Source organism: Pseudoselenomonas caprae (assembly GCF_008271345.1).
Classification (GTDB): domain Bacteria; phylum Bacillota; class Negativicutes; order Selenomonadales; family Selenomonadaceae; genus Selenomonas_A; species Selenomonas_A caprae.
On the sequence record NZ_VTOZ01000033.1, the window covers coordinates 1 to 22,543 of the forward strand.

14 protein-coding genes are annotated in these 22,543 nt (G+C 53.3%); 2 read left to right on the plus strand and 12 right to left on the minus strand.

Annotated features, from left to right (window positions below; all coding sequences use genetic code 11):
• Nucleotides 1-41: 41 nt before the first annotated feature.
• On the minus strand, nt 42-3,455 hold the full coding sequence (locus FZ041_RS12555) for a DEAD/DEAH box helicase family protein (RefSeq protein ID WP_187626379.1): 3,414 nt from the start codon (nt 3,453-3,455) through the stop codon (nt 42-44).
• Nucleotides 3,456-3,617: 162 nt separating this feature from the next.
• Between FZ041_RS12555 and FZ041_RS12560 the strand changes: the two genes are divergently transcribed.
• Nucleotides 3,618-4,244 (plus strand): hypothetical protein, encoded by a 627-nt coding sequence (locus FZ041_RS12560; RefSeq protein WP_149189814.1) that lies wholly within the window; start codon nt 3,618-3,620, stop codon nt 4,242-4,244.
• 12 nt (nt 4,245-4,256) lie between these two features.
• Nucleotides 4,257-4,871, plus strand: coding sequence for a hypothetical protein (locus FZ041_RS12565; RefSeq protein WP_149189815.1), 615 nt, complete (start codon nt 4,257-4,259; stop codon nt 4,869-4,871).
• A gap of 1,137 nt (nt 4,872-6,008) precedes the next feature.
• Here FZ041_RS12565 and FZ041_RS12575 read toward each other — a convergent pair.
• The 11 genes from FZ041_RS12575 to FZ041_RS12625 form a co-directional block, all read right to left on the minus strand.
• The gene (locus FZ041_RS12575; RefSeq protein WP_149189817.1) at nt 6,009-7,163 is read right to left on the minus strand and encodes a restriction endonuclease subunit S; all 1,155 of its coding nucleotides are present in this window, start codon (nt 7,161-7,163) and stop codon (nt 6,009-6,011) included.
• Nucleotides 7,164-7,291: 128 nt separating this feature from the next.
• Nucleotides 7,292-8,752, minus strand: a complete 1,461-nt coding sequence (locus FZ041_RS12580; protein ID WP_149189818.1) for a type I restriction-modification system subunit M — start codon at nt 8,750-8,752, stop codon at nt 7,292-7,294.
• Nucleotides 8,753-8,836: 84 nt separating this feature from the next.
• Complete coding sequence (gene ftsY, locus FZ041_RS12585) at nt 8,837-9,751, minus strand: signal recognition particle-docking protein FtsY (protein WP_075443074.1); 915 nt, start codon at nt 9,749-9,751, stop codon at nt 8,837-8,839.
• Nucleotides 9,752-9,764: 13 nt separating this feature from the next.
• Nucleotides 9,765-13,310: a chromosome segregation protein SMC gene (gene smc, locus FZ041_RS12590; protein ID WP_149189819.1), complete on the minus strand. Its 3,546-nt coding sequence runs from the start codon at nt 13,308-13,310 to the stop codon at nt 9,765-9,767.
• A 16-nt stretch (nt 13,311-13,326) separates the two neighbouring features.
• Nucleotides 13,327-14,235 (minus strand): LysR family transcriptional regulator, encoded by a 909-nt coding sequence (locus FZ041_RS12595; RefSeq protein ID WP_149189820.1) that lies wholly within the window; start codon nt 14,233-14,235, stop codon nt 13,327-13,329.
• A 198-nt stretch (nt 14,236-14,433) separates the two neighbouring features.
• Complete coding sequence (locus FZ041_RS12600; protein ID WP_255449410.1) at nt 14,434-14,826, minus strand: response regulator transcription factor; 393 nt, start codon at nt 14,824-14,826, stop codon at nt 14,434-14,436.
• Nucleotides 14,823-16,550 (minus strand): ATP-binding protein, encoded by a 1,728-nt coding sequence (locus tag FZ041_RS12605; protein ID WP_187626380.1) that lies wholly within the window; start codon nt 16,548-16,550, stop codon nt 14,823-14,825. Before FZ041_RS12605 ends, FZ041_RS12600 begins: the two co-directional genes overlap by 4 nt.
• A complete protein-coding gene (locus FZ041_RS14595; protein ID WP_222931169.1) occupies nt 16,540-18,105 on the minus strand; it encodes a chemotaxis protein CheB in 1,566 nt (521 codons plus the stop codon). Before FZ041_RS14595 ends, FZ041_RS12605 begins: the two co-directional genes overlap by 11 nt.
• The gene (locus FZ041_RS12615) at nt 18,105-19,790 is read right to left on the minus strand and encodes a methyl-accepting chemotaxis protein (protein ID WP_187626381.1); all 1,686 of its coding nucleotides are present in this window, start codon (nt 19,788-19,790) and stop codon (nt 18,105-18,107) included. The genes FZ041_RS14595 and FZ041_RS12615 overlap by 1 nt, the downstream gene beginning before the upstream one ends.
• 4 nt (nt 19,791-19,794) lie before the next feature.
• Nucleotides 19,795-20,307 carry a chemotaxis protein CheW gene (locus FZ041_RS12620; protein ID WP_149189822.1) on the minus strand — a complete coding sequence of 171 codons (513 nt, stop codon included), beginning with the start codon at nt 20,305-20,307 and terminating at the stop codon, nt 19,795-19,797.
• A 14-nt stretch (nt 20,308-20,321) separates the two neighbouring features.
• Nucleotides 20,322-22,448 carry a chemotaxis protein CheA gene (locus tag FZ041_RS12625; RefSeq protein WP_149189823.1) on the minus strand — a complete coding sequence of 709 codons (2,127 nt, stop codon included), beginning with the start codon at nt 22,446-22,448 and terminating at the stop codon, nt 20,322-20,324.
• Nucleotides 22,449-22,543: the final 95 nt, after the last annotated feature.

Here is a 22,543-nt window from a genome sequence, read left to right on the forward strand (position 1 = left end):
ACAAGTCAAGCCTTCCGGCTTTTTCTATGCTTTCGTCACCATCATGCAATTTCACTGCCGTTGCTGGTTACTTCCTTTACTTTGTCAAAGATATTACGAACCTCATCTTTATTCCTTTCAAACAATTTCGCAACATTGTTCATCCCCGCAAAAGCTGGTTTCATAACATCCTTGGGAATCATCTCACCATTCTTGGCCAGATAGTCAATGATACGCTTCACAAAGTCAATCTGGCGGAGATTCAGACGATTCGCCTGCAAGAATTCCGCAAAGGCTTCTTCGAGTGCCGCTCTGTCCATCCCCACGGTTTTACGCACCATCAGCCCGACAGGACATTCCCCATAGAGATTGCGATAATCCTCATGCGTTCCCAGCTCTTCCCACAAAACGCGTTCCAGTTCCCGCAGATCTGTAGCCGTAAGCCGTTTGTTCGTACGCAGCTTATGCACGGCAATATTATCCTGATGTTCTTTCAGATAGCGTTCGACCTTCTTCTTGTAGCTTTCCGAAGTCTGCTCCGGCGTAACGGCATGCGTTTCCCTGACCGTAATGAGCGTATCGGCAAAATCGGTGTAATAAATCCCCCTGCTCTCAGTTTCCAGGAACTTCAGCAAATCGCGTAACTGTGTCCGCACTGTTTCCAGCTTGTCCACTGTCACATCCTCCCAAAATTCGGGATAACGTACCTGCTGGATAAAGGGCTGTTTCGCTTTTATCTGGGGAATAGTCTGCAAATTCGGAGAACTCAGTTTATCGGCAGTTTCTTCTACCTGCTGTGCCTTTACCGTAATATCTTTTGCCATCAGATAGTCATACATAATGCCGTACAACTTCTGATCAAAGAAGCGGGCCATTACATCCTCATCCTGTGCAGGTATGATGGGCGCTATATATTTACCGAGCTCTGCCACATCATCTGCCGTTAGACTTGCCCAACTGCGCCTATCCCGATACTTCTCCACCTGCTGGCGATTCTGGATAACGCGGAAACTATCATCGTCCAAGGCCATAACTTTGCCATGCAGTTCCTCAAACAACTCCTGTGCAAACGCCTGTCGCTCGGCATCTTTGTCCTTATGCAGCAGCAGATAGAGATTGGCCTGCAAATTGTAGATGCGCTCCACCAGGGACGGCTGGTTCTTGGACTCCTTCAGTTTGTTGCCCTGCAGGCTGAAATATTCAAAGTTCCCGCCATAGTCAAAGATATAAAACTTCCGCTTATCCTGCCCTGGGCCAAAAAGATTTGGGCAAAGGCGTGTGCCACGGCCTATCATCTGCCAGAATTTGCTATACGACCGCACCATCTTGAAGAATACCAGATTCAGCACCTCCGGCACATCAATGCCTGTATCCAGCATATCAACGGAAACAGCAATCTGCGGCATCTTATCCGGCGTGCAGAAATCATCAATGATCTGCTCGTGATAATCAATGCTGCCATCTACCTGCTGAATGAAAGCATCGCCAAACTCCGGATACATTTCATGGAAAATATCCACGATGAATTTCGCATGCTTGCGATTTTTGGCAAAGATGATGGTCTTGCCCAACTTATCCCCACCAGCGATATATTGCCCCATGTCCAGCAAATCCTTGAGGACCATCTGCACCGTCTGACGGTTGAACACATATTTATTGAAGTCCGAGCTCAGAATATCCGGTGCATTGTCACCTGCCACGCCGAACACATCCTCATAATGCGCCTTATCCTCTTCGCTGAGGTCTTTATAATGCAGACCATTCTTCATGAGGTCCGTGGTACGCTCAAACTGCTCATAGGGCACAAGATACCCCTGCGCCACAGCCTCATCATAGGGATAAGCAAAGGTAGGATTGCCTGCCTCCAGCTCAAACTGGCGATACGTATTCTTGTCGACTTCATTCTTCGGCGTTGCCGTAAGGCCCAGCAGCATGGCATCGAAATACTGGAAAATCGCCTGATACCGCTGATAGATACTGCGATGGCTCTCATCGATAATGATAAGGTCAAAGGCAGCTGGCGAAAACAATCTGCGCCCCTCCGAATTCTTTGCCGTATCAATGGCGTTCATCATGGTGGGATAGGTACTGAAGATAATCCGCGCCGTCGCCGCATCATCCCGGCTATCCATCAGACTGGCCATAGGAATCTCATTGCTGAAAAAATCCATAAAGCTGCGCTTGGCCTGACGCACCAACGCGGTACGGTCAGCCAAAAACAGAATACGCTTCACCCAGCCGCCACGAAAAAGCACATCCGACAAACTGATGGCTACACGGGTCTTGCCCGTTCCCGTTGCCTGCACGATAAGCGCTTTCCTGCGCTTGTGGTCAAATGCCTCTTCCACCGCCTTGACCGCCTCAATCTGGTAAGGTCTGCCGGCAATGTCGTGATTCGGTTCGACCTCGGCCAACGTCTGCTGCATCCCGCGCCTGTCCATGCGCATCTGCAAATCGTCCTGCGTAAAGAACCCCGACACATCGCGGCGGGGATACCCGCCCTGCTCATCGAGAAATACCGTACGCAGACCATTGGTCATAAAGATAAAGGGACGGCGGCCATACTTTTCCTCATAGCTATTGGCATAGAGTTCCGCCTGTTTTGCCCCCTTCTCGGGGTCGAAACTCGTACGCTTGGCCTCCACAATAGCCAAAGGTTTCTGGTCTCTGCCATAAAGCACATAATCCGAAAAGCCTGTATTGGAGGCATTAGGCATGCCAGAAACTTCTTCCTCAATGCGGCAATTGTCGCCGATTATCCAGCCTGCCGCTTCAAGGTCATAATCGATATAGCGCTTGCGGGTTTCCGCCTCCGTAATGGGATTGACATGGAACTCGCCCTGTGCCTGACGTTCCTTGCGCAGACGAATAAGCTCCTGTTGCAGCTGCTCGTTCTTCGCCCTTATATCATCGAGTTCCTGATTCTTTTCCTCCAGCTCATGCTGTTTCTGCGCCAGAGCGGCATCTTTCTTCGCGATACTCTCTGCCTGCTTTTTGATTTCCTGCTGACTGACCGTTGCCTTATCATCAGGCGAGGGCAAAAGACTTTCATCGAAAACCATTTCGCCCTGAATTGCTGTATAGCAATAGGCCATCCAACTCAGAAACTCAAAGAGGATTCTAAGCGCCAGCACGCCATCCCCATGCGTAAGCGGACGCCCGCCATGTGCGGCCCGATTGCCGAACAGGCGCAGCTGGTCAAGCATGTGGAGCAGCTTTTCATCCCCTACTACTTCACAAAAACTTCTATCCTTCAGCAGAGCAAACAGCTCTCTATCCTTGCCATATTTATACGGGTCGCTCGTATCCATACCCTCGGCATGATATACCCATTTGATGCCCAGCTCCATGGCCGAACGCGCAAAAATCGCCGCAAACTCCGGTGCTATCGCCAGTCCCTGCTCCGCCTTATGCGCACGTTCTGCTATATTTGACCAGTCAGATTGACCGGTCAAAAAATCAAAATTCGATGCCATAGCCGTCATCCCCTTAATAAATAGTTACATTTATTATAACGCCACTGCGCAAATTTTGTCGATAAATAAACATTCCATCTCTTAATCTACCAGAAGGATTTTCGCTTTACTAATCGAATCTCTAAGTATATTTATGATTCAACACTTTAGGAGGTGCTTATCTTGAAAAAACTCTTACTTAGCTGCATCCTGTTATTGGCATGCCTATTTATCATCCCACAGGCTGTCTCTGCACAGGAAACAGGTTTCCTGACGCCTAGCAATTCAACGTTCCTCTATCTGGATACCCGTGTTCTCAATGAAACCTATGATGACGAGGCCATAAAATTCGTCCTGCAACGGGATGGCGTACTACGGCTCATGAGCCGCAACGGAACTCACGACTACCTTTCCTTTACCTCTTACGATGGTAACAATGCTGGTATCGGCTATAAAATCCGCAAGATCTACACAATGTTTCCCAGCATGCAGTTTTTCGAAATAATTGCTGACGCAGGAGCACATGCCCAAAACTGCGGTTATTGGCTTATCGGCAAACATAACGGCCAATGGGTTACTTTCGTCTCTATCGACAGCCTCGCACAAATGGGATATACCCCCGGCGAATGGCATCAAATCAGCACAGAACTGAACGCCGATGCCACTGGACGGTTCATTCTCACCAGCAGGCACGAGTATATGCCCCCCGGTGCCCAATATGGTTACCAGCGTAAGTTCGCCGTGGATCTCCGTCTCCAATTGTTCTGGGATCAAAAAGCCAGGTGGTTTGGTATCCGCAGACTCGGATAAGGATGTGATGATATGAATCAACTGATTATAAAGCTCTCCTGCTTACTTACAGCTTTACTATTTTCAACAACCACATATGTGTCAGCTCAACAAGCCCCGGCAAATTATACAGTCTGGGACAGGATGCCCGCAGAAGCCGCTGTCAACGTAAAACTGAAAGTTCAAAACACCGTAACCCTTTACACCGCTCCGAATAACACCAAAGTAATCGGTACTATTTCTTCCGGTGAGATTGTCAATCGCATTTCCTGTGTAGTTTATACTCACCCCAGCCGCCATGCAGTCAAAGTACTAAAAACCACCAAGGCCTATAAATATGAACACGCCTCCACCCCCGAGTTCATAACACTATATCCCGGCACAATAATTTATCTGCTCCAATATACTGGCGAAGGAACATATCTTGCCTTATGGAACGGACATCTGCTATGGTGGCTGGAAGGTTATAATATTTCAGGATTCACCAATTCTAATCCCAACTCACCGTGGGGCATTTATATAGGCGAAGTGACTGATGCTTCTCTGGGCATTGATTTTTGGATGTGCCTCAGAACGGCTGATGGGACCGTTGGTTGGACTCATCCCAAAGACTATCCGTCGGGAACATTTTCCCCATATTGGAAATAACGAAAAAGAAGGACTTCGCACGCGTTAAGTCCTTCTTTTTTGTTTTCATTTATCAATGGCTCTGGTTACTAAGGCAGGATTATCATCCTGCCAAGCTATCACTCAGCACCGCTTGTAACTGCAACAACTGCGCATTATCCAAAAACGGCAACATGGACTGCATTATTTCCTTGATGACGGTATCTTTTACGACTATGTTCCTTCCCACCAGCCTCCGACACCGTAAATTCCAACAATATATCCTATATAGAAATCCCATATAAAAAAGCCTATTGTCAACTACCACACTAACAACAGGCTATTCCGGCGATTACACGCTTCGCCTTATTCTCTTGCTATACAGATTTTACCATAAAAAAACACATTATTGCAACTTCAAAAAGAAATGGGTATATTGATTGTACACCCTGTTACCACAAAAATTTTACCTAACCTTGATTTATTCAAAAACGCCTGTATACTATAGCTAACAGGACTTCCCGCACCTCTCAACGATGTGACCCAGAGGAGACATTTTATTCCCGTATATCAAACAAAGAAGCCGCCCTCAATAAAAGAGCGGCTTCTTTGTTTGATATACGGGCTCCGTGCGTTATGGTGAGTCAGACCATAGCACTGCCTTGCATGCCAAACTTCAATCTTCTATAGCTAGTATAGCATATCGCCTATAAAAATGCGATACTGATTCGCTTATCCAAAATAATCCTGCATCAGCTTCGCCTATTTCCACGCCACTAATTTGTAAACGGTTATATGGCCGTTGCAAAGACACAAATAAGGCAGGATTATCATCCTGCCTTCTCTGCCTTCTCAACAGCGGACCCTTGCGATACGGTTAGTCACTCCGTACCGCTACCCACACTTGAGAAATTCTCTACTAACAGAATTATAGCATATGTTGCAAAAAAATGCTATAATTTATTCGCTGTGCGCCCCTCAGCGGAAGGGAGGTGCCTCCACTTTGGGAAATTTCTCTACTTTCATCCGCAACTTCTGCTTTGCTGTCTTAGCAAGCATCGTTGCAAACCTTATCACTTTTTGGTTGATGAATCTCTAAGCACAGCAATCAACCACTACCTCAGACAATAGTCAGTCGTGAGGGAGAAACGCCGCTTCTTTCGGGAGGCGGCTTTTCGCTTATCCAAAATAATCCTGCATCAGCTTTGCCTTTAGCGTTTGCAAAGTTTCTATGCTTTGCTGGATGGACAATTTCGATTTGTCGGTGAGGGCTACGAAGTCAGCGAATTGTTTTTGAATGTTTAACGGAGGAAGAATTATTTCGTAATCTTCTACCTGTTTACTTGATATATTAGGCTGCAATGAATTTCCGCTCATCAACTCAACATACTGTTTGAATTCATCCATTTGACATATTGTCATCAAATATATTGGATTTAATTGGTCAGCATCAATTATAAATCTCCCCACACGCTGATTTAATAGACATGGTGTATCATTAGCGTTTAAAATTGCTACTTTTACAGCATCCAATGACTTGATAACAGGACGTGTCATTGCCATAACTATATCACCGACGTTGAGACAGAAATCATCATACTTTTCTAGGTATTCAGTTGGTACACAATTTTTTTCTTCCCAAATTAGAGTTGATTTACTTACATTCGTTATTTGAACAAGTGGAATACCTCCATCTATATAATCCTTACTCTTAAAAGCGTATCCGCCTTGTAATTTAGCCACAGTACCTATTTTCTGAATAGGATATTTATTACCTCCAAACATCTCTACAAACCGTGATTTGACAAGTTGTTCAAGAATATTATATTTATGCTCATATTGACATAATAAGTTCTCAATGACATTAAATTTCTTTACAATTTCTTTCTGTTTATCAACATTGTACAAAGGAACTTCAAATGCCCTTAATATTTTCATGTTAATATTATTTTGCGCAACGCCTCGACCAATAGCATTCACCTTCGACTTACAGGATTCCAAATAATAATAAAGAAAATCTCTAACGACCCTTTTATCTTTCAACTGCAAACCTGCAATTGCCTGATTAGTTGCCGCATCAACATCCAAAATCCCAACAGTTCCTAATGTTGCAAAAATAGTATAAAGTATTGTACCCGCGGGAAAGAGTTTAGCCGAAGAATTATCTAAACCATGTTGAGAAATTTTTTCTTCTGTTGCCTTTATATATTTTCCGCTAATATCACTAATTTTAACCCATGGTATATCACCATCTTTCCAATAGTCCTGACATGACCTTGATGGTGTTCCACCTGATTGTATATCACAAATATCACCTAATAAAACGTGTTTCATTTATTTACCAACCTTTTGCTACTTCTGAACAATAGCCACCTATTTCACGGCTTCCAATCTCTCTATGAAGGCATTTTTTATAATCGACAATTCAACCGCCACCTGCCCTGCGCCTTACCACATAGATGTTACTGTCCCAGCATTGCCCGCAGCTTTTCCATATCACTGCTGATTTCCATATTGAGTTTATCCAATTTTGTCATCAATTCCGACGTGCTGGGATATTCCACCGGCACATATTCAATTTCCTTATACTTATTAATGGAGAGGTCATAGCCATTCTGCTGGATTTCCTCCACGGGCACGAAAAAGCTCTGCTCCGTGCGTTTGCGGTCTTCTTCCTGTTCCAGATTCTTGAAGCGGGCGATGATGTCGGGGATATCGTTTTCCGGAATCTCTTGGCGCTTATCATCAAGGCTGTAGCCGTCGGCCTGCATGTCGTAGAACCAAACCTTGTCCGTGCCGCCTGCATTTGTCTTGGTAAAGAAGAGTATTGCTGTAGACACGCCGGCATAGGGCTTGAAGACGCCGCTGGGCATGGAGATTACAGCCGTCAATTTATTGTTATCTACCAACTCTTTACGAATCGCCTTATGGGCTTTCGACGAACCAAAGAGCACGCCATCGGGAACGATAACAGCCGCTCTGCCGCCCAATTTCAGAATGCGCAGGAACAAGGCGAGGAAAAGCAGTTCCGTCTTCTTCGTCTTAGTGACGCGCAACAGGCTTTCTTCCACCGTTTCATTGTCGAGAGAACCCTTGAACGGTGGATTTGCCAGAACGAGCGTATAGAGTTCCTTATCGGGATTATGCTTGGAAAGGCTGTCTTTATAGTCGATGCTGGGATTCTGCACGCCATGCAGCATCATATTCATCGTGCCGATGCGCAGCATGGTGGGGTCGGTATCAAAACCATGGAACATGGTCGTATTGAAATGCTGGGCCTGCGCATCATCCAGCAGCATATCCTCGTGATGCTTACGGATAAATTCTTCTGCCGCCACCAGAAATCCTGCCGTGCCCATCGCAGGATCGACGATGGTATCGGTCGGCTGTGGTGCCGCCATCTCCACCATCATCTCGATGATATGGCGCGGCGTACGGAACTGGCCGTTGATTTTAGAAGATGCCAGCTTCGACAGCATATACTCGTACAGGTCGCCCTTGCTGTCTTCCTCATCCAGTTCCAGCTTATCGATACCCTCGATGATTTTGGCCAGCTTATCTGGCGCAGAAATCTGGAAGGTAGCATCCTTCATAAAGCGCGTATAGGACGCATCATCATCGGGGTGCAGATTCTTGATAAAGGGAAAGATTTCCTCCTGCATAAGCTGAAACTGTACTGCCGGAGCCAAGTTCTTGAACTTGCTCCAACGATAGTTCTGCTGGTCCGGGCCAAAGATTTTCTCCTCGTTCTCAAAGCCCAACAGCGCCGCATTGGCTTCGTTCTCTGTCTCGATATCATCGAGCTGCTTGATGAACAGCAAATACGTAAACTGCTCAATCACCAGCAGCGGATTGGTAAGTCCGCCCGTCCAAAAGGTATCCCATATCTGATCTACTTTATTTCTTTCTTCGCCAATTAACATATCTTTTCTCCTGCTCTTCCAATACATAAAAACGTCCGATGCGAATCTTCCCATCGAACGTTTTTCTTTTTCTGTCCCTTAGCTTCAGCCCTCGAACAATGCCTTGGCAAAGTCGTCAGCGTTGAAGGGGCGCAGGTCTTCGACGCCTTCGCCAACGCCGATCCATTTGACCGGCATGGAAAGCTGGCTCTTGATGCCGATGACGACGCCGCCTTTAGCCGTGCCGTCGAGCTTCGTGAGCACGACGCCCGATATCGGTGCGGCCTTGGTGAAGAGCTCAGCCTGACTGATGGCGTTCTGCCCCGTCGTGGCATCGAGTACGAGCAGCGTCTCATGCGGCGCGCCTGGAATCTCGCGGCCGATGACGCGATTGATTTTCTCCAGCTCCTGCATGAGGTTGGATTTCGTCTGCAAGCGGCCAGCCGTATCGATAATCAGCACGTCAATGCCACGTGCTTTAGCTGCCTTGACGGCATCGAAGGCCACGGCCGCAGGGTCGGAGCCTTCCTCGTGCTTGATGACCTGGGCGCCCGTGCGCTGGCCCCAGACCTCGAGCTGGTCGATGGCCGCCGCGCGGAAAGTGTCCGCAGCAGCCAGCATAACCGATTTGCCCTGCTCCTTGTAGTAGGCGCTGAGCTTGCCGATGGTGGTCGTCTTGCCGGCGCCGTTGACACCGATGACCAGCAGCACCGTCGGGCCTTCTGCTGCCACGCGGGTCGTGTCTTCGCCGTTATTGAGGATTGCCGCGATTTCCTTGGCGAGGAACGGCTTGAGATCCTCCGGCGTATTAATCTCCTTCTTCTTGATGCCCTTGCGGACAGCCTGCATGAGCTTGTCGGTCGTCTGCACGCCGACATCGGCCATGATCAACGTTTCCTCCAGCTCCTCCAGGAAGTCTTCGTCGATATCGGCATAGCCGATGACGAGTTTCTCAATCTTATTCGTCAGGTTTTCGCGGGTCTTGTTCAGGCCCTTTTTCAGTTTGTCAAAAAATCCCATGGATTGCCTCCGTTTATTTTATATCATCCAGTTTTACGGACAGTATCTTCGACACGCCCGCGTCTTCGATGGTCACGCCATACATGGTATCCACAGCCTCCATCGTGCCCTTGCGGTGGGTGACGACGATGAACTGCGTGTTCTCGGAAAACTCCGTGAGGAACGAGCCAAAGCGCACGACGTTGGCTTCGTCAAGCGGCGCATCGATCTCGTCCAGTACCGAGAACGGCGACGGACGATAGCGCAGGAACGAGAACAGCAGCGCAATGACGGTCAGCGCACGCTCGCCGCCCGACAGGGCCGAGAGATTCTGCCGCTTCTTCTGGGGCAGGGTCACGAGGATATCGACGCCCGTGTTGAGCACATCATTCTCATCCAGCAGCTTGAGCTCGGCCTTGCCGCCGCCAAACAGCCGCACGAAGATCTCGCCGAAATACTTCTGGATCTGGGCAAAGGCCTCTTTGAACTGCTTGGTCATCGCCTCATCCATATCGGCGATAAGGCTTTCGAGATTCTCCTTGGCCTCGATAAGATCATTAGCCTGTCCCTGCATGAAATCGTGACGTTTCTGCTGCTCTTCATACTCTTCGAGCGCGTTCGGATTGACCGGCCCGAGTTCCTTGATTTTCTTATCGAGCTCCTTCATGCGCCGGTAGACTTCCGGCGGCTCGATATCCAGCGCTTCCTCAAGCGCCCGCTCCGGCGTCAGGCCATACTCGGAAAGAATGGTCTCCTGCCACTCCTCAAGCGCCAGCTGGAGTTTCGTCTCGATGATTTCGAGCTTGTGCACATGCTCCTGCGCCTGATTGAGCTTCTTGGCTGCCTCATGCGCATCCTTGTCGGCCTGCTGGCTTTCCGTCAGCTTCGTCATGCGCTGCGCATAGATCCTGTCATGCGCCTCCTGGCCCTCGGTAAAGAGCCGCTGCCAGTTCGCATTCTGCCCGCTGATTTCCTCCAGCCGCGTAACGCTTTCAGCAAGGCCCGCGACAAGCTGCTGCTCCTCGGCCTCGTTATCCCGCAGCGCCTGCTCGCTGCGCTCCTTGTCCTTCTTGCGCAGCAGCAGATACTCGCGCGAGCGCAGGGCTTCCTGCTCGAGCACCGCACGGTTGACCTCACGCTTCTGGATGTATTCCGACAGGTCATCGGCATCCTGCTCGAGATCCTCCAGCTCAATGGCCGCGTCCTCCGCCGCATGGTCAGCCTCGTCAAAGACTCGCTGGGCCTCATTCACGGCCCGGGCCGCCAGCGTGCGTTTCTCCTGGATGCGCGCAAAGGTCGCCTTGATCTCAGCCGCTGCCTTCTCCAGCTCGGCCACGGCCTGCTGCTGGCTGCTCTGGTTCTCAGCCAGCCGCTCCAGACTCACGCGCAGCTCTGCACGATGGACGTTGGCCTCATGGAGGGCCTCCCTGGCTTCCTCCTCCTGCCGGGCCGCCAGCTGCTCAGCCTGCTGTGCCGCCGCACGGTCGGCCTTGAGCGTCGTCAGCTCAGCCTGCGCGTCCGCCAGTTTCTGCTTGAGCGCCTCGATCTCGCCGCTGCGGTTCAGGAAGCTCGCCTCCTGATGCTGCCGGCTGCCGCCCGAGAGCGAACCGCCCGGATTCAGCAGCTCGCCCTCCTTCGTGACGATGCGCAGCTTGTAGTTATGCTTTTTCGCCAGGGCCAGTGCATGGTCGAGCGTATCGACCACGAGCGTCCGCGACAGCAGGAACTCCACGATTTTCGTGTACTTCTCCTCCGTCTTGACGAGCTCGCTGGCCCAGCCGATGACGCCCTCCTGCGCCGAGAATTTGATAGCCTGCGGCGGACGGGCCACAATGGTCGACAGGGGCAAAAACGTCACACGGCCCTGCCGCTCACGCTTGAGGAACGCGATGGCAGCCTTGGCCGTATCCGTATCCTCGGTCACGATGTTCTGCAGGTTGCCGCCCAAGGCAATCTCCAGCGCAGTCACATACTCGCGCGGCACATCGATAAGCTCAGCGACGGCACCAGCGACACCCTTGCGCCAGCCTTCCTGGCACTTGAGCACCGCCTTGGCCGCCTTACCGAAGCCTTCATAGGCCTGCTGCATGCGCGTGAGGAACTGGATTTTGCTCTCCGCTGACTTTATCTGCTGCACAGTCTCATTGCAGCGTCGCTCGCAGCCGGCAGCCCGGCTGGCTGCTTCGCGCTGTGCTTTCTGCGCGCTCTGCTGCTCAGCAATGCGCTGCTTGATGGCCTCGTCCTGCTCCGCAAGCTCGGCCTGCAGCCGCTGCTGCAGCTGCGCCAGCTCCTGGAGCTGCTGCCTTGCCTCCTGCAGGCTGGCCTCGCGGGCTTCCTGATCGCCGCTGCCGTTCTCGATATCGCGCTCGATAAGTGCGAGTTCCTGCTGCTTCTGCGTAAGCTCTGCCTGGGCCTGCTCACGCCGCTCGCCTGCGGCCTTGTCGACCTCTTTCTGCTCACGGATACGCTCGGCGATATTCTTGGCCTTCTCCTTCTCCTTGGCCAGCAGCTCCTCAGCCAGCGCCAGATCTTTCTTCTGCTGCGCTTCTTTCTCCGACCACTGCGCCATATCGGCTACGGCCTGCGCGATCTCATGGTTCAGCTTGCTCCGGCGGCTCAGGATGCGGGCTTTGGCCGCGTCGCTCTGCTCCTGGCGCTCCTTGAGGGCTGCCATCTCCGTCGAGGCTGCCTCGATTTTCTGGCGGATGGCTTCATTCTTCTCGGCCTGTTTCTTGAGCTGCTGCTCGAAGTCGATGATTTCCTTGCCGAGCTGCTCCTTGCGCGCCGCTACTGCCTTGACCTGCGTATCTGCCGCCACGGCTGCATCGCGGCCCGCCACGAGCTTTTCATCGTTATCCTGCTTGCGCTGGCTCTCGCGCGTATAGTCCTGGGCGAGCTTCGTCAGCCGGCACTTCTTGTACTCCTCATTGAGCCCGTTAAAAATGCGCGTCTTTTCTGCATGACGCGCGAGCGGCTCCAGCTGATTTTCGATTTCATTGATGATGTCCTGCACACGTACGAGATTGTTCTCCGTATCCGTGAGCTTGCGCACCGACTCCCGCTTGCGGTTGCGGTACTTCGTGATGCCGGCCGTCTCCTCGAAGAACGCCCGGCGCTCCTCGGGCCGGCTGTTCAGGATGTCATCGATGCGGTTCTGCCCGATGATGCTCATGCCATCATGACCGATACCCGTATCGGCAAACAGATTGTAGATATCCTTGAGACGGCAGCGCGAGCGGTTGATGTAGAACTCACTCTCCCCGCTGCGGTACAGCCGGCGTGTCACGACGACCTCGCGGAAATCCACGGGCAGCGTGCCGTCGTTCGCAAAGAACAGCGATACCTCTGCCACACCGAGCGCCTTGCGCGATGCCGAGCCTGTGAAGATGATGTCCTCGGCCTTCGTGCCGCGCAGATTGCGCACATTCTGCTCACCGAGCACCCAGCGGATCGCATCGGTGATATTGCTCTTGCCACTGCCGTTTGGCCCGACGATGGCCGTTATCCCCTTGTCGAAATCAATGGAAATCTTATCCGCGAAGGATTTGAATCCATACGCTTCCAGACGTTTTAGTTGCACGTTTTTCCCTGCCTCTTCAATGTTGACGGAAATGCTGCTTGAATTCCTGCGTTTCCGTGTATTCCCTCATGAATTTCATGAACCGGGCATCTGCCCGGGAAAGATTCTTGTTGCCGCCCCAGAAAAGCGACACGCTGACGCCTACCGAGGGCGCCAGCGGCTTGCGCACGAAAATCTTCTCCATGCGCGTGACGAAGTTCGGCAGCATCGAGATCCCGCTGCCATTGGCTACCAGCTGCTTGATGGTCTTGAGCTGCGATGTACAGAGCACGATGTCCGGCACATAGCCATATTCGCCGCAGTGATCCATGATCTGGCGGTACTGATAGGTATTCGGCTGCTGCAGGATGAACTTCTCATCACGCAGCTCCTGGAACGAGATGGCATCCTTCTTCGCCAGCGGATGCTGCGGCGGCAGGCAGAGCACCATCCTGTCCTGCAGGATGCGCATCGAGTTGTCGAGTTCCTCCTCGTCGCTCCCCAGCACGATACCGAAATCGAGCTCGCCCGCATCCGCGCGCTGGCGCACCTCATCCGAATCGTTGAACTCCTGTACATCGAGCGTCACATCCGGCACATGCTCCCGGAATTTCGTGAACAGATCGGGGAACAGATAGCCCTCCACCATCGGCGGCATCCCGAAGTGGATGATATCCTGCCGATCCGAACGGTAACGCAGCATATCTTTCTTCGCAAACGCCGCATCCTGCATGATGCGCTGCGCATGGACCAGGAAAACCTTGCCCTGCTCCGTAAGACTTACATGCTTCTGGCTGCGGTTTATGAGCATTACCCCCAGCTCAGCCTCCAGTGACTTGATTGCCTTGGTGACCGACGGCTGTGACACATGCAGTGCCTCGGCCGTCCGCGTAAAGTTCTCGAGCTCGCTGATGGTACAAAAATATTCCAATTGCCGAAACTCCATCAATAGTCCCCCATACACGCTACCCAACTTGCAATAGCTTCATTCAGTTTATTTCCGTTGTGCCCAGAATCCATTGTCTGTTATCTATCGGATTTCTCATTTGCGGCACAATTCAAGATAATATTATTTTATCATAGCCACAGGGCATTATCCAGTGAAAAAGAGCCTTTCCGCGAAGAAAAGCTCTTGGTGGTATCCCTATTCTTTCAACAGTCCCAGGTTCTTCATGACCAGGGTCACCTTATCGGTATCGATGGGCTTGGCCGCATAAGCATCGCAACCCAGCTCCAGTGCCTGGTCGACATATTCCACATCCGCCAGCGCCGTCATCATGATGATGCAGGTATGCTTGAGCTGATGCTGCTTTTCGAGGACGCGGATGGCCTTCAAGAGCTTCAGCCCATCGATACGGGGCATCATGATATCCAGGCACAATAGATCGTAGGGCTCCTTGTCTTTTATCGCATCCATGAAAAGATCGAGCGCCTCCATCCCATCGACAGCCACATCACAGCTGCCGTAATTGCCCATGAACTTTTTCAGGAAGACCCGGCTGAGCCGGTCATCCTCTGCAATCAGTATCTTCATCATGCATCCCCTCCATCATCATCGAGACGCTGCTCACAGTACGCCAGCAGGCTTGCGATATCACTGATATCCGTCTCCTCCGCCTTGGCCTGCGCCTCCCGATTTCCGCTTTCATTCCAACTCTCATTGATGAACACCGACCGTTCCAGGCTTTCTTCATCCTCCCCATCTGCCTCATACAGCGGAATCCAAAAAGTGAAGTTGCTGCCGCACTGCGGGGCCGAATGAGCAGTGATCTCGCCGCCCATAGCCTCGACCAGATCCTTGACGATCATGAGCCCGAGCCCTGTCCCGCCGAACTTCCTCGTCGTAGAGCCATCTACCTGGCTGAACGGCTGGAAGAGTTTCTTCTGCTCGGCAAAGGACATGCCAATCCCCGTATCATGAATCGCGATGCTCAGCACGGGCATATCCTTGCGGTAAGTCTTTTTCACCTCGACGGCCACCCCACCCTCATTGGTGAACTTCACCGCGTTGGTCAGCAGATTGTGCAGGATCTGGCGGAACCGCATCGGATCGCCAGTGATGAACCGCGGCACGGCCTTCAGATCCGGCAGCCGGAAATACAGCCCCTTGCCCTTGGCCACCTTGCGATGCACCGTGCAGACCCGCCGCAGGGTCTTGTGTAGGTCAAAATCCAGCGACTCAAGCTCCATCTTCCCGCAGTCGAGCTTGGAAAAATCGAGGATATCGTTGATGATCCGCAGCAGGTCCTCCGAACACTGCTTGGCACTTGTGAGATTCTCCCGCTGCTCTTCAGTAAGCTCCGTATGCAGTGTCAAATCAATCATGCCATTCATCCCATTGATCGGCGTGCGGATCTCATGGCTCATATTGGCCAGGAACTGGCTCTTCGTCCGGCTGGCCGCCTCCGCACGCTCCCGTGCCTCCTCCAGGGCATCCTCGCGTTTCTTGCGCTGCGATACGTCAATCATCGTGACGATTGTCTGCTTGCCGATCTCCGACCAGGCCTGCGAGAAGAACATCCGCAGCCATATCCTTTCCTTGCGGCGGACGCTGTGCATCGCCGCCGTGATCTGGCTGGTATACCCCTCCGTAGATATCGCGGTCTCGATCTGATGGCGGATGGGGCAGGTCGCACAGTACTGGCCATGGCCGCAGCCGCCTTCCACACTGTTCTCGCAGCGGAATACATCACCGAACTGCTTCCCCACCGATTCCCTGTAAGTGGTTTCCATGGTCTCAAGGCCAGCATCGTTGATATCGACGATAGCCCCCCTGTCATTCAGCACACACAGCCCTACCTGCGCCGCCGAAAATACGGTGCGCATATAGACATGATCTGCCTCGATCCGTACCTCCAGCCGGCGCAGGTGCGTGATATTGCGCAGGATCACTGCGCAGCCCACGATCTCCCCCTCATCCAGATGCAGCGGGGAACACGTCGCGGACAAATAGATAGCCTCTTTCTGCTCGCCGCGCAGGATGCCGATATTGCGCGCCAGTCCCACCGAGCGCCGCTCCTGGAGTGCCGTTTGCAGCGGGCTTTGGAAACTGCGCCCCGTTTTCAGATTGACCAGCGGGCAGACCTCGCTGAACAAATGCCCCAAGGCCTGCTTGTCCGTCCGGTCCAGGATCCGCTTGGCACTTTTATTGATATAGGTTATCTTTTCCTCCAGATCCGTCAGGATAAGACCGTCACCCAGACTCCCCAGAAGCCCTCGCAGGACTGAGTCAGGAATCTGTCCATATGCCTCATTTGTCATTGTCTTCATCCTCTCCAGCTGTCAGTGGCTGATGCGCCAAGCTCATGATGCAGCCCGCAATGGCGTGGAGCGGCAGCTGCCGCATGACCGCGCCGCGCTCGAAAGCCACCCGCGGCATACCATAAACCACACTGGTCGCTTCGTCCTGCCCCAGCGTGCGCGCCCCCTTCTTCCGCATAGCCAGCAATCCTTCTGCCCCATCGGCTCCCATACCGGTAAGGATTACGCCCAGCGCCTCTGCCCCCGCAGCCTCGGCCACCGACGCAAACAGCACATCCACTGACGGGCAATGGCCGCTGACCTGCTCCGTGCCACGGCAAGCAACGAAAAACTCACTGCCCAGCCGCCGGACGCGCATCTGCCGGTCTCCCGGTGCGACATAGATGTGATTGGGCTGCAGATGCTCACCATCCACAGCCTCCGCTGCCGTGAACGCCGACTCATTGTTCAAGCGTTCTGCAAACAGCCGGCTGAATCCATAGGGGATATGCTGGACGATGACAATCGGCGGCAGCGGCGGGCGCAGCCCCTGGATAAGGCTTGCCAGTGCCTCAGTGCCCCCCGTAGATGCGCCGAGGGCGATCAGCTTCACTGCCTTCGGCGTCTCATGCGGCTCTGCCCGGCCCGTTGCCACGGCCCGCCTGGCCAGCTGGATATTGCGCTGGATGCCAGCCGCAGCGGCCTGCGTCCGCTGATACATGCCGCTGAGCTGCTGCGGCTCACGGGGCGCGGCATCCAAGGGCTTGCGGTAAACCGACGGCATCACATATTGGAAGGGTGCCGCCTGCCGCTCCACCGTCTCCGAATGGCCCACAAAAAGGTAACCGCCGGGCTCCAGGTACTCATAGAACTGCCGCACAAGCCGGTTCCGTACCGGCGCATCAAAATAGATCATGACATTCCGGCAGAAAATCACATGGAAGGGCTTCCTGAACGGGAACTGGGGAGTCATCAGATTGAAGGGACGGAACAGCACCTGCTGGCGGATCACATCATTGACCTGCCGCCGGCCGCCGCTCACTGCATGGAAGTAGCCATGCAGCCAGTTCTCCGGCAGCCCCGCCAGCGATTCTGCCCCATAGATTCCCGTTTTCGCCGTCTCCAGCACCTCCAGCGATAGATCCGTCGCCAGAAGTGTCTTTTCCCACCGCGATCCCTGCAGCCCGAATTGATCCTGCAGCAGCATTGCCAGAGTATAGGCCTCCTGCCCCGTGGAACAAGCCGCGCACCAGGTACGTATATCGCCGTCCTGAACCGATGATGCTATCCAAGGCAGCACCGTATCCCGATAGAACCAAAAATGATCTGCCTCACGCATAAAAAACGTGTGGTGCGTGGTGATAGCCTCAGCCAGCACTTTCAAGAGCTTCCCGGTGCCATCCTGCTTCAACGCCTTCAAGAAACCTGCGGCATCGCGATATTTGGCCGTCTCCGCCCCTTCATGAAACAGCCTCTGCAAGCGCGACTCCAGAAGAGCCTTCTTCTCCCGCGGCAGCTGGATGCCAAACGCGCGATCCACGATACTCGCATATGCTAAAAATACCGAATCCTCCATCAGTATTTGCCAAATCCTTCCTCATCATCGGTATATGTATACGCCTTGGGCTCTGCCTGCTTGGTTGCCAGCGGCGCAACCGGAGCTGCCGGGGATGCTGCCGGACGCACCACAGGCTTTGGCCGGTTATAGTTCCCCATCCCCCGCGGACCGCCGGGTGCCAGGCGGAACTGATCAGAAGTCTCCCGCAGCCGGGCCGCCTGTGCATTGAGCTGCTCACTGGCCGATGCCGCTTCTTCCGAGGTCGCCGAATTCGCCTGCACGACCTGCGATACCTGCAAGACGCCTTGGTCGATCTGCTCCAGGGCCAGCTTCTGCTCACTGGAGGCCTTGGCGATCGAGCTCACGATATCGGCTACTTCCGAGACATTGTTCATGATGATCATAAGCGCCTCAGCCGTCTTGCCAGCGATTGCCCGCCCAGACTCCACCTTCGCGATCGAGTCTTCGATAAGCTCTGTGGTTTCCTTCGCCGCCTTGGCACTGCGTGCCGCCAGATTCCGCACCTCTTCAGCCACCACGGCAAACCCCTTGCCATGCTGCCCGGCCCGGGCGGCCTCTACGGCTGCATTGAGAGCCAGGATATTGGTCTGGAAGGCGATCTCATCGATGACCTTGATGATCTTGGAGATATTGGCCGACGACGTATTGATGTCCTCCATAGCCGCAAGCATTTCCTTCATATCGGCATCGCCGACAGCTGCCTGCTGGCGCGCCTGGATCGTGAGGTTATTGGCCTTGCCCGCATTTTCCGCATTGCTGGCCGTCTGCGACGAGATCTCCGAAATCGAGGCTGAAAGCTCCTCGACCGAAGACGCCTGCTCCGCCGCCCCTTGCGAAAGGGACACACTGGCCTCAGAGACATTGCGCGAGCCTGCGGCTACCTGCTCCGCTGCCACATGGATATTGTTCATCGACTGGTTGAGATTCTGGCGCATATGCTCAAAATGCGCGACCGCCTGCCCGATCTCATCGTTGCTCTCCGGCTTCATCGGCTGGCTGAGATCGCCACTTCCGATCACCTCAGCAGCATCCGCCATCCGATTGATACGGCTGCCGATATTGCGGGCCAGCCGCATGCCAAAGAACATCGACAGGATGACTACCAGCGCAATATTGATGACCGAAATCAGCATCGCCCTATCGATTTCATCCTTGATTTTCTTGAACTCCTCCTGTGTGCTCTTATTGCCCATCTCCATCACGGACTCAAAGCTCTGTGCAAGTTTATAGCCGGTTTCCGATGCCCGCTTGGCCTCGGGCAAAGTCTCCACCGGCGCGCCCGGCGCTGGCTGCGCCTTGATCAGCGCATCACGCTGGCTGCGGAACGTATCGATCTGCGCGCGGATGTCACTCATCACCCTCTTGGCCTCTGCCGAAATGGCGCGTTTCTCCAGCTCGGCAAACACCACATCGAGTTCCTTGTCACGCTTCTGCATGTTCGTCATGGATTCCTGCCGCATCGCCGGATCTACGCGCGTCAAGAACCGTGTATACTCGTTGCGGGACTCTGTGAAAAGTTTCCCTGCTTGTGTCGCCAGAGTAGCCGCATAGGCATCTTCATCATAAACCTTCTGATACTGGTCGCTGACGGAGCTCAGCAGGTAAAGGCAACAGGCAGCTGTCAGCACGATCAAGGCTCCGAGTATTCCCGTCAATGTCACCAATTGGGTACTGATCTTCATATTCTTAAACAGCTCCATTTTCGTTCCCTCTTTCCTCATTCATCCCGCTAAGCATCTTCTCTTCTTCCACATCGAACAGTTTTTCCCAGTCCAGCAGCAGCACCACCTTGCTATCTGGCAGCTTGCCGATACTCCGGATGTAGCGATTGCTGGCTGACTTCAGCTCCGGCGGAGCCACCGTCTGCCCCTCAGGGATGGACAGCACCTCGCTGACCCCATCGATGATAAGTCCAAGCAGTACCTCCTTGACCTCGATGACGATGACACAGGTACGATCCGTATAAGGCCGGAACTCCCGGCCAAACCGCAGCCGCATGTCGATGACCGGAATGATCTTGCCGCGGAGATTGATGATACCGCGCACATAATCTGGCACCTCCGGCACCTTGGTCACCGGCAGGATGCCGATGATTTCGATGACTACGCGGATATCGATGCCATAAAGCTCCTCGCCCAGTGTAAAGGTCAGATATTTATCCTTTTGTGTATCTTCCTCTTGCAGGAGTTCTTCATCCATTTCCGTTCCTCCTATCATTCAACCAGCAAGCCCATGAGTTTCCCCGGGTCGATAATCAAGCTGATGCTGCCGTCCCCCAGGATCGTGCAGCCTGTAATCCCCGTCATCTTCGTCATCGCCTGGATATACCCCGGCACTGGCTTTACGACAATCTGCTGAACGCCCACCAGCTCATCGGCAAAGATGCCCAGATAGTGGTCATCGGCCTCTGTCACCAGCAGGATGCCCTCCGTAAGCCGCTCCTGCGCGCTCTCGATGGCATACAGCTTGTGCAGCCGCACGATTGGGCAGGGCTGCCCTGCCTCCATAAACATTTCCTGCCCCGACACATCGAGGAAAATATCCTCTTCCTCCGGACGGAACGAACGGCGGATGGCACTGATGGGTATCGTATACCCGGAACCTCCGACCTTGATGCACATGCCCTCCACGATGGCCAGCGTAAGCGGAATCCGGATTATCGTCACACTGCCCTTGCCGGGGTTGCTGTCAACCATTATAGTTCCCCCCAAGGCCTTGATATTCGAGACGACCACATCCATCCCCACGCCGCGCCCGGAAAACTCTGTGACCTGTTCCTTGGTCGAAAACCCGGGAGCAAAAATGAAGCTATAGACCTCCTGATCCGTATATTCCTCCTCTGGCTTCGTCAGGATACCCTTTTCCTTGGCCTTCTTCATGATGCGGTCGCGGTTCATGCCACCGCCATCGTCTTCAATACGGATGACGACCTCGCCACCGGCATTCTGCGCCGAGAGCACCACGGTTCCCAGCTCCGGCTTGCCAGCCTCCTTGCGCACCTCCGGCATCTCGATGCCGTGGTCGATGGAATTGCGGATGATATGCATCAGCGGATCGCCGATATGCTCTGTGACATTCTTATCGACCTCAGTATCTGCGCCGACCAGCACGAGCTTTGCCTGCTTGCCGAGCTTTTTCGTCATATCCCGCACGATGCGGTTCATCTTCTTGAACGTCGCCTCCAAAGGCACCATCCGGAGCGCCATGACCCTGTCCTGCAGCTCCCCATTGATCTTGTGCAGCTGCCGGGCCGCCTTGTCGAAATTCGCCAGCTCCATGCCCCGGATATCGGGATTCTGTGTCACCATCGACTCGGCGATGACCATCTCCCCGACCAGCTCCATCAGCCGGTCGAGCTTATCCACGCGGACACTTATCATCTGCGACTCATGTCCCTCATGGCCGCTCTGCTTCATCGGCGCTGGCCGCGGCTTGGCCTCAGGCTTCACCGGCACAATCGGCGATGATTCTTCTACCGCCTGAGCTGCCTTCTGCTTGGGTGTCGGCCAATACTCGCACTCTGCCGTCGACGACAGCTCCACAAGCTCCAGCCCCGTCAAGCACATCGTTTCATCCAGCAGCTTGCGGACTTCCTCAACGCCCAGCCCCGTCGTGAACCACAGCTTGAATCCATCCTTGATGATGATATCAGCGGCTGTCTCATCCTCGATGATCTTTTCCGGCAGATAGTGCAGCTCACCAGCTTGATCCTCCAGGCGATTGATCACACCGAAGGCCCTGACCTCTACCATCCCGCCATCGGGATCGAAATGCAGCACCGCTTTATAGACATGATTGCTGCCCGATTCTGTCTTGACTTCCTCGGGCTTGACCGCTTGGATGAAGTACTGCTGCTTTGCCGGTTCTGCCGCTCCGGCCACCTTAGGTGCCGCCGTCTTCTTCGCCTTGCGCAGATCCACATCGGGATCATGTCCATTTTCGATCTTGAAATTCCGCAGGAAATCATGCGTGGATTTCTGCAGCCCCTCACTCGAAGCATCCGGCTGTCCTCCGCTATCGAGCTTATCGAGCTCACCATTCATGAAATCCACAGCCGTCAGCACAATATCCGTCACAGCAGATACATCGATCTTCTCTGGATGCAGCTCCCGGATATAGAAAAAGATATCCTCAACCGCATGCGCCAGATGCGAGATTTCATCATAGAGCATCATGGCTGCCGAGCCCTTGATGGTGTGCATGGCCCGAAACACTTCATTGACATCCTCTGGCTGGAAGCTGCCGCTGTCCTCACTTGCAAGCGCGACCTGCTCCAACTGCTCCAGGAACTGGCGCGTCTCATAAATAAAGACCTCTACCATCGGTTCATTTTCTGCCACCAGTCATCACTCCCTTACCTCCGAAGCCCACATTAGCCGTCTCCTTCGGCACAACAAACAATTCTTTGGTTTTATGACTTTTCAAACAATTCTAA